The organism is Streptomyces roseifaciens, assembly GCF_001445655.1.
GTDB classification, from domain to species: domain Bacteria; phylum Actinomycetota; class Actinomycetes; order Streptomycetales; family Streptomycetaceae; genus Streptomyces; species Streptomyces aureoversilis.
The window spans coordinates 634,733-644,862 of record NZ_LNBE01000003.1 but is presented as its reverse complement, the minus strand read 5'-3'; the positions used below and the strand labels follow the sequence as shown (position 1 = coordinate 644,862).

Here is a 10,130-nt window from a genome sequence, read left to right as displayed (position 1 = left end):
CGGCCAGCGGGCCGGGGGCGCCTCGTGCTGTGCGGGGGCGGTCAGCCGTTGGTGCCCTTGGCGATCTCCGCGTCCATCTGCGCCACGGCGGTCTTGATCTTCTGGAACTGGCCGGCGAAGGCGGTGATGCCCTTCATCGCCTCGCTCAGGGAGAGCGTCAGCTTCTCGTACGACGCCTTCATCGCCGGGCTGCTCTGCTGCATGAACAGGCCGTTGTCCAGCAGGCCCTCGACGGTCGTCTTGGTGTTCTGCAGCATGGGCACGATGTTCGTGACGGCGTCGTTCATCGTCTTGGCGACCTTGTCGATCTCGGCGTAGTCGATGCTGACGTTGCCCTGGGGCATGGTGTCTCCTTGGTGTGATCCGGGTGAGGGGTGCTGTGTTGCTGCTCCGGCCGGGGCCGGTTCAGGGTTCGAGGCGCCAGCCGGTGTCCTTGCCGGCGGTGCTGCTGACCCACTTCTGCGAGCGGCCGTCGGGGGTCTCGACCGTCTTCGTCCCGCTGCCGTCCTTCTTGACCTCGACGGTCGTGGTCGTCTCCCCGCCCTTGTCGTCCACGGTGGTGTCGATGGTGCCCGTGACGGTGCGCTCCTTGCCGTCCTTGTCGGGCCCGGTGGTCGTGTAGGTGGTGTGCGAGGTGCGCTGCCCGGTCTGCGGGTTGAAGACCGAGGAGGTGTCGCCGGTGGTGACGGTCTTCTTGCCGTCCGTGCCCGTGGTGGTGCTGTCGAACTTGGTCGTCGTGGTCCTGGCGTTCGGCGCGGTGTCCACCGTGGTGGAGTTGCCGTTGGTCACCGTGACGTTGCCGTGCACGTCGGTGGCCCGCGACTCGTAGGTGCCGTCGGGGCGGTACGTCGTCGTCTCGGTGCTGGTCAGGCCGCTCTTGGTGGTGATGGTCGTGGTGACCGTCTGCGGCTTGCCGTCCGGCCCGTAGGTGTACGTCGTGGTCGTGGAGTTGCCGCTGGGGTCGGTGGTGGTCCAGGTGGTCGGCTGCTGCCCCGGGTCCTTGGGGGCGTCCGGGTCGTTCGGGTCCGCCTTCCCCTCGGCCACCAGCTTCTGCCACTCGTCGTAGGCGGCCTTCCGCCCCTTCCACAGGTCCGCGGCGATGGCGGCGCCCTGCCGGTTGGCGTCGGCCGCCAGCCTGAAGTCCCAGGCGGCCCACTCCTTGGCCACCTTCTCGTACAGCTCCCCGAGCTTCTCCAGCTTCTCCTCGGACCGTTTGAAGGCCCCGCCCCACCGGACGTAGTACTGGCGCACCGCCGTCCTGGCGGCCGCCGGGCCGATCTGCTCGACGGAGGGGTCGGGCGCGTGCGTGCGCGCCTCGGCCACCTGCCCCTTCAACGAGCGGGCCTTCTTCGCCACGTCGTAGAGCAGCTCGTAGTCCACGGCTATGTCCGGCACGGTCGCCTCCTCGCGGTCGCACGAACCTGTCACACCGACAGATGGCCATCCTGCGCAATCCGTTCACTTGGCACGAGGGGAGACTTCCGTCTCAGTGGTGACTTTCTCCACAGAGTGAACCGAAGGCTCTCCGATCCCATCGGACAGGTTGACCGTGTGTGCCCGCCCGGGGAGGGCGGCGCGGTGCGCGAGGGGGAGGGCATCAGACGTGGCCACGCGTCCCGGTGACTGGAGTGCCGTGGGGCTGGGCGGGGACCCGGTCCCGGGCGACCCCTCCGTCATCAACGGCCTGGCCGACGCCATGCGCCGGCTCGCCGACACCGCCGGAACGATCCACGACGGCCTGAACACGCTGCAGGACACCTCCGCCCAGGGGCAGCGCTTCATCGGCAGGACCGCGGAGGCGCTGCGCGGCAAGGTCGACGAGCACCTGAACAAGTTCGCCGGGTCGGTGCGCGAGTCGTTCCTCCTGGCCGAGGCGGCGATGCGGGCCTACGCCACCGCCGTCGCCAACGCGCAGTCGGCGGCCGACCAGGCCCTGAACGCCGCCCAGGGGATGGCCCAGGACGACCCCCAGCGGCAGGGACTCACCGACCGCGTCTCGAACGCCCGGGGCGACCTGAACGCCGCCGTCACCCAGCTGAGCCACCAGCTCACGGAGGCGGGCCAGCGGATGCAAATGCCGGTGAGCAACTGCGAGCTGTTCTGGGAAGCCTTCGAGATCCTCACCATCATCGTCTCGATCCTCGCCATCTTCACCGGCGGCCTCCTCGGCATCCTCGCCTGGGCGATGAACGCCGTCAATTTCATCAAGGTCGCCGTCGACTTCAGCCAGGGCAAGGCCAACGGCCTGCAACTCGGACTCGCCTTCCTCGGCATCCTCTTCCCGTCCACCAAGGGCATCGGCGGCACCCTCAAGGCCCTCGGCAAGGGCATCAAGGCGGGGGGCGCCGGCTTCCTGGACGACGTCGGCCGCATCGCCCGCCTCACCGGGACGAGCCGCCTCGTGGTCGCGCCCCTGCTCCTCGGCTCCAGGCTCGGCGCCGGGCTGCGCGGCTTCCTGCCCCTGGTGTGGACCGGCATGAAGTCCCTCGGCCGCGCCGGCCTCGACGACTGGGCGAAGGTCACCGGCAACCTCAACGGCGCCTGGGCCAAGGCCGGCGCCTACGGGATGGTCACCCTGCGCCGGCTCGGCCGGTTCGGGGTCGCGGCCCTGCTGCCCCTCAACTTCGCCGAGATCGGCGTCGTCGGCTTCCGGGGCGCGGCGGCCCTGGCCTTCGCCGACCGCGTCCTCGGCATCCCGCAGCACTCCCTCCGCCAGATGATGGCCAGGGCGGGCGACCTCGAATACCTCATGAAGGGCGTCCACCCGGGGGTGGCCGGGGCGGGACACGGCCCCGGGTTCCCCGGCCGGGCGGGCGCGCACCTCGGAACCGGCCCGTTCGGCGGACTCCGCCCCGGCCCCGGCCTCGGGTCGGTCTCGACCGACCTGTTCCACCTCTCGCTGACCCGGACCCCGTCCCTGGACTTCACCCAGCTGGGCTTCGCCAAGCTCGGCGACGTGCTGCTGCCCCGCGCCGGCGCGGCCGCGCACACCGGCACGGGCGCCGCCCCCGGCCTGCACGCCGTCCAGGGGCTCGTCACACCGCCCCTGCCCGAGAACTTCACGCTCGGCAGGGGCGGCCTGGCCGTACCCACGGCGGCCGCCGACTCCGCGGTCACCTCCCTGACCCACCTCGACGCCTCCCTCGGCCAGATCCGGCTCGACAGCAACCTGCTGCTCCCCGCCGACACCGCCGTCGGCGTCGTCCACGGCGCCCGCCACCCCTCCGGGCTCTCCCTCCTAGCGGACGCCCCCGCCACGGGGCACGGCGTGGAGGCGCCGGGCGGACTCGCGAAGGCCGGGGACGCCGTGGCCGACAGCACCGGCCTGGCGCGCGGCGCCCTCGGCCACGCCGAGGACCTGGCCGACCTCAAGTTCCCCGAACTCCTGGCCCTCCAGCAGGGCGAGATCACGCTGCGCGGCATCTCCTCGGACGGCATCGCCTTCCGCATCGGCCGGGACACCGACGTGACGGTCAACGCCCAGACCCTGTCGTCGCTCGCCGCCGGCTCCCACGGCGGCGTCCCGCACGCGGCGGCATCGAACGCGGCAGTGCCGCACGCCGGCGGCCTCCCCGGCACGGCGGGTGTGCCGGACGGCGGCGTGTCCTTGAACGGGGCGACGCCGCACGGGGCCACGCCGCACGGAGCCACGGCGCACAGCGGGGTGCCGGGCGCGCTGCCCGCGAAGCCCGTCCCGCTCGCGACCACGCAGGTCGCTCCGCCGATGCCCGGTACGACGGCCCACGCCGCCCCGCTCAAGGACGCGGCGCCGTCGACGTCGCCCGTAGCCAAGGGTGTTGACGCACCGTCACCTGAGCCGGTGTCCGCCCTGAACAGCCGCGAGCAGGCCCTCGCCCTCCTCAAGGGCGGCGGAGACGCCCGCCCCAACGCGGCGGGCCTGAGCGCCTCGGCGCACACGCCCGCGGGCGGCGTCTCCTCCCGCGCCGTCCTGGACACGGCCGGGGTCTCCCCCACCCGCGTGGACACCCAGGCCCTGGACCTGGTGGCCCGGCCGGGCCGCTCGGCCGACGCCGCCGGCACGACCGGGGCTCCCCGGCTCGCGGAGGCCGCCCCGCCGCAGCCTGTGCATGCCGGGCCCGTGGGAGAGGGCACCGCGCCTCGCGGTGGCGGGGCCGCCCGCACCAACTCCCCAGCGGCTCCGGGTGACTTGCGACCGCCGGTGCGGCCCGGGCAGACGTCACCCCTCGGCCCGGCCACCCCCATGCCGACACGCATCGAGGGGCACGCCGCGGCCGCCGTCAGGAACCAGCTCCGGCTCTCCGTCGGGCACGTCATCACGGGCGGCGCCGCCGACGGCGCGACGGCCGACCTCCGCATGCAGCGCTACCTGGCGTACGAGAACTCCCTCGTCGACCTGCGCACCGCGCAGCGCGAGGCCGGCGCCGTAGCCCCGAACCCCTCCGGCGCCGGTTCCTCCCGCGGGCCGACCTCGGCGCAGCTCGCCGCGCAGGACCGGCTGAACGCCGCCGTCACCGAGGTCAAGGACGCCCGCAAGGGCCTCCGGGAGGCCGGCGTCGACCCGGACACGATCCTGACCGAGGTGCGGACGCTGAACGTCCGCACGGTTCTGGAGAACGGCGGCCTGCCCGGCGGCTCGGAGCGGCCCGACCTCTCCAAGGTGCTCGCCGACGAGGCGGACGAGGCGAACGGAGCCGCGTCGTCCTCGGCCGGCCACACGGCCGACGATCTGGCGGACCAGCACGTGGACGACGTGGCGGGCCCGCACGGCGGACCCGCTCCGGGCGCGGCGGCCCCCGGCCTCACCCCGGAGCCGCCGGCCCGGCCCGTCGTCACCGTGGGGAGCGTCGAGAACCGGTTCGCGGCGGTGGAGGGCAGCCGGACCCGGGACTTCGCCGGCGATCCGGTGGGATTCCTGGGGGCACAGCCCGTCTACACCGGCTTCGAGCTCGGCATCGCGGCACGCATGCCGGGCCTGGGCGACCGGCTCGTCAACCGGTTCGTCAAAGCGATGGGCGAAGCCCGCGAGCACTGGTTCGTCCTGGTGCGGCCGGGCGACCTCGCAGCCCGCGAGGGCACCCTGGTGCTCACCCCCGCCGTGGAGAAGTACGTCCAGGCGTTCGCCGAGAACCCGTCGCTGCTGCGGCCCGGCACGACCCGGGAGGCCCACGATGCCCGGAAGCTGTTCGGCGAACTCTTCGCACGGCGTGACGAGCTCCTCCGCCCGATGGCGGACGAGCACTACCTCGCCTCGCAGTTCGTCCCGTACAAGCCGGGCAGTGCCCAGCAGACCGCCAACATCGGGAACGCCGTGATCCGGCGGAACCCGGGAGGCCATGTCGGTTCGCAGTTCGTGTTCACGCCGGACATGACGGGCTGCGCCCTCGTCGTGACCGAGGTCACGGACGACACCTTCCGGGCCTGGCACTACCAGTCCCCCAACGGGTACTCGCAGCGCGGCTTCGCTGCCGAGTTCCGGGAGACCCGGTCCCCCACCGAATGGTTCGGCGACGCGCGCTACCTCGGCCCGTCGCCGGCGTCGGCGACCCACCGCCCCGGGGCCACGAACATCCTCTGGCGTCAGACGGACGGCTCCTGGCGGATCCTCAGCCAGGAGTACCGGGCACCGTTCACGCTGGAACTCGGCGCCTTCACCCTGCCCCGCACACCCCTCGACGTCCCGCTGAACCTCACGCCGGGCAACGAGGTCACCTACACGAAGGAGATATACGAGGTGGCCCGGCAGGAGGCCGACCTGCGCCTCCAGGACGACCTGGTGAAGGCCCTGACCCGGTCCGGCGTCGACAACTCCACGATGAACAAGCTGCAGAGGGAGGTACTCGCACCGATCACCAGCACCATCCACGGCCAGGACGGGGCCTTCGCGAGCGTCACGACGTTCGAGGATCTCGCTGCGAAGGCGAACACCCTCCTGCAGGAGCGCAGGACCACGGCTGGAGCCGCCCAGCGGGCCGTCGACAGCCTGGACGACAACCTCAAACACAGGCTCACCGGTCTCGTCGACGACTTCAGGGAGCCCTGGTGGCTCACCAGGTCCGGCGAGGAGGCCGGGAAGCGCGTCCCGGCAGCGGCCCAGCCGCCGGGCAGCACCGTCCCGGCAGCGGTCACCGGCCCCGGGGGGACCGGCCCGGTCCCCCCGGCCCTTCACACTGCGGAGACCGGCCCCGTCCCCCCTGCCGCCCACCCGGCGGAAGCCGGTCCCGGCACACCGGCCACCCACCTCGCGGAGCACGACGCGCCCGAACCGGCCCCGTCCACGTCCACGTCCACGTCCCGCGACAAGGGCAAGGGGCGGGCCGACGCACAGGAGTCGCTCCCGCTCCCGTCGCCCGACGGGCGCCCCGGCGCCCGGGATGCGGCACTCGCCATGCGGGAGCGGTCCCAGGTCCGGCAGGACATCATCACGGGCGGCACGACCGGTCGGGAGGCCCAGGACCGGCTCGACGCCTGGCACGCGTACGAGACCGCCCGCAGCGGCCTGGGCGAGCTGAGCGAGCGCGCCGAACGGGAACTGTTCGCCGGCTCTTCCAGAGGGCCCACGAACAACCAGCGATTCCTGCAGTCCCAGCTGGACACGGCCGTGATCGAACTGGCCCGCGCGGAGGACCGGCTCCTCGAACTGGGCATCGACCCGTGGCTGACGAGCGAGCGGATCGATGTGGCTGTGGCGAGGATCCGAACCGGAGACGGGACCGCGCTCGGCGGTTCACGGCGCGCGCAGCGGCCGCCCGCCGATCTGCCGCAGGGGGAACCGGCGCACCTCGCCGACGAGGCGACGGGCTCCGGCGCGCCCGCGAGCGGGCTGGACGAGCCGGTGCCGGACGAAGCGGTGCCGGACGAGGCCCTGCCCGGCGCCCTCGACGAGGCCGTGCCCGGCCCCGGCCCCGGTCACACGCCGGAGCCGGTCGCCGCCCCCGCCCCGCAGCCCGTGGGGCCCGTGGGGCACGTCGACAACCCGTTCGGCGCGCTGGAGGGCGCCCGGTCCGGGACGTTCGCCGCCGATCCCGTGCGCTTCCTCGACGCGCACCCCGTCTCCACCGAGCTCTCCCGGGGCATCCGGGAGCGGATGCCGGGACTGAGCCTCGCGCAGAGCAATTCCTTCGTGGACCAGATGGGCGGCTGGGGCCGGCACTGGTTCGTCCTGCAGCGGAACGACCGCCTCCCGCTCAGCCACACGACCCTGGTGCTCACGCCCGCGGTGGAGCGGTACGTCCAGGCGTTCAACGACGGGACGCTGTTCCCCCCGGGCACCCTCGTGCCCCGGGAGACCCGGGAACTGTTCGATGGCCTGGCCGAGCACCCCGAGCTCTTCCGGCTCATGCCCGACGACCACTACCTCGCCTCGCACTACATCCCGTACAAGACGGGCATCGCCAAGAAGGACGGTGACCTCGGGAACACCGTCATCCCCCGCAACCCCGGGAGGGGCACCGGATCCGCCTTCGTCTTCACGCCGGAGATGAACGGCTGCGCGATCGCCGTCACCGACGTCACCGAGGACACCTTCAGGGCCTGGCACTACCAGTCCCCCGGGGGCGAGGCCGCCAACCAGTACGCCACGAGGTTCCGCGCGGGGCGCAGCGGTGACGGCTTCAACGGGCCCGCCACGCCGGAACGCTCGGTGCGGGACTGGTTCGGTGACGCGATGTACTTGACGCCGGAGCACGGCTCCCGGCGGTGGAAGGGGGCCACGAACATCCTCTGGCGCCGGGAGGACGGCACGTGGCACGTCGTGAGCCAGGAGTACCGGGCGACCGCCGCCGGGAACGGCCTTGAGGACATCGCCCTGCGCCGGAACACCAGGGTCTTCCCGCTCGACCTCACCGGCGGCGACGTACCCGCGTACACCCGGCGGATCTACGACGGCATGCGGGCCGACGAGGCCCTGCAGATCGAGGGGGAGCTCGTCTCCGCCCTGGCGGCGCTCAGCCGCGGCAACCCCGAACTGGCGGGGTCCCTGCAGAGGAACGTCCTCGACAGGCTCTTCGGCGTGCGGCTGACCGAAGAGCGCGAGCTCGCGGCGGCCGGTGACTTCGAAGCGCTCGTGGAGACCGCCCGGGCTCTCGGGCGAGGCCGCCTCGAAACCGTGAACGGCCTCCGGCAGCTCCTGAACGGCACCCCGCTGGACGCCCCGGTGAGGAACCGGCTCGACGGCATCCTCGAGCGCTTCGAGGACCCGCGCTGGGCCCGTGAGCTGGAGCACGAGGCCGCGGCCCGGCTCAATGCCCAAGCCCCCGAGCCCGAGCCCGAGCCCGCACCCACGCCTGCCCCTGCCCCTGCCCCTGCCCCTGCCCCCGAGAACGGAACACTGCGGATCTCCGAGCCCACAGCCGTCCCCGACGAGGCCGACCTGCCGGTGACCCGGGCACGGGACGCGTACGCGGAGGCGTACGCCGACCGTTCCCGCGCCCAGTTCGAACTCAGCGAGTGGAACCAGCGGTTCACCGGCGGGGCGGGGCCGTCGACCGCGGCGCCGGGACCGTCGCTGCCGGAGACCCGGCTCACGGCCGCCGAGGAACGGCTGAACCGGGCCGCGGAGGATCTGGAAGCGCTCGGCGTCGACCCCCGAGCAGTACAGGCGGAGATCGAGGAGACCATCACGCGCAGCGGCAAGGAGAGCAAGGGCCTGCCCGGCGGCATGCGGCGGGCCGAACCCGGCGAAGCGGGGCCGTCGACCGACCCGGCGGAATCCCCGTCCGGCAGCCTCTCGGACGCAGGACCCTCCGGTGCGGGACCTTCCGATGCGGTGCCCGGGCATCCGGCGCCCGGCGGAACCGTGCCGGACGGCACGCACACCACCGCCCCGGCCCCGCCGGTCCACGCCGACGCGCAGGCCCCCGCGCCGCGGACGACGCTCCCACTGCAGGAGCAACTGCTCACGCGCTCCTTCGCCGACAGGCCCGAGGACTTCTTCACCTCACATCTGGTCTCCGTACGCTTCGACGAGAACGTCGCGGCGCGAACGCCCTGGATGGACAGGGGCACCATCAACACGTTCCTGGACAGGATGAACAGTTGGGAGGGCCGGCACTGGTTCGTGATCCACCGGGCCGAGGGCCAGTCCGACCTGGGCAGCACCGTCATGCTCACCCCGGCCGTCGAGAAGTACGTCCAGGTGAACGCGGAGCAGGCCGGACTGGCCCTGTACCGCGGCGACAGCCGTCTGCCCACCGTGGCGGACGCCGACGAGTACCTGTCCCCGGTGTTCCTCCCGTACCTGAGCGGAAACGTCGACCTCGTCGGCATCGGGAACGTGCGCGTTCCCCTGGTACCCGACGACCGGCTCGGGTCCGGACTCGTCGTGACCCCCACCATGAACGGCTGTGCCCTGGCCGTCACGAACGTCGACGAGACCGGATTCACGGCCTGGCACTTCCAGTCCCCCGGCAGCAGCAGGGGTGCCGACGCGCGCTTCCGCCTGGATCCGGAGAGGGAGGTGACCGACTGGTTCGGCGACGCGGAGTACGAGACGCCGGTGAAGCGGGGGCAGTACCAGGCCGCAAACATCCTGTGGCACCACGAGGCGAGCGGGCAATGGAAGATCATCAGCCAGGAGAGCGACATGCTCTACGGCTCGCGAGGCGAATGGCTCGGGCTCTCCAAGACGCACGAACTCAGCCGTGAGCTCCGTCTGACCCCCGGCGGCGAGCTCACCTACACGAAGAAGATCTACGAAGGACTGGCGGCGGCGTACCGGCAGAAGGTCGACGTGGCACTGGCGAAGATCGACGACAAGGCTATCTGGAGCAAGGAGCAGTACAAGCTCCTGGAAGAGACCCTCATCGGCCCCTCCAGGCAGCACATGGACGAGTTCCAGGCGCGGCTACTGGCTCAGCAGGACTTCGCCGGACTCGCCGACCTGGCCGATTCCATCAGGACGCGGATACCGGAGTTCGACGAGACGGAGATCGGGCAGTACGCCGACAGCTGGTCCGCGAGACTCAAGCCTCTGGAACCCTGGAGGCCCTCCCGGAAGTTCGAATTCCGAATGGATAACCTCCTTGCGTTCCTGCGCGAGTACCACAACGCCGCCTGGGCGGAGCGCATGGCGTCCGAGGCGCGCGCCCGCATCGCGCCACCCCCTCAACCCGGCGCGAACGGCTGATGAGAAGTTGTCGTCACCACCGGCA

At 72.4% G+C, this 10,130-nt stretch carries 3 protein-coding genes; 1 reads left to right on the top strand and 2 read right to left on the bottom strand.

Translation table 11 applies throughout. From position 1 onward, the window contains the following. Positions 1-41: 41 nt before the first annotated feature. Both AS857_RS08760 and AS857_RS08755 read right to left on the bottom strand, forming a co-directional pair. Positions 42-344: a hypothetical protein gene (locus AS857_RS08760; RefSeq protein WP_058042560.1), complete on the bottom strand. Its 303-nt coding sequence runs from the start codon at positions 342-344 to the stop codon at positions 42-44. Between the two features lie 61 nt (positions 345-405). Then, positions 406-1,395, bottom strand: coding sequence for a hypothetical protein (locus AS857_RS08755; protein ID WP_058044008.1), 990 nt, complete (start codon positions 1,393-1,395; stop codon positions 406-408). Between the two features lie 208 nt (positions 1,396-1,603). On the opposite strand from AS857_RS08755, the gene AS857_RS08750 reads away from it, so the two are divergent. Next, complete coding sequence (locus tag AS857_RS08750) at positions 1,604-10,105, top strand: putative T7SS-secreted protein (protein WP_144440761.1); 8,502 nt, start codon at positions 1,604-1,606, stop codon at positions 10,103-10,105. Positions 10,106-10,130: the final 25 nt, after the last annotated feature.

Excerpts from the sequence above, each read along its gene's own strand:
- AS857_RS08760 (WP_058042560.1), bottom strand. The coding sequence starts at position 344 with ATGCCCCAGGGCAACGTCAGCATCGACTACGCCGAGATCGACAAGGTC.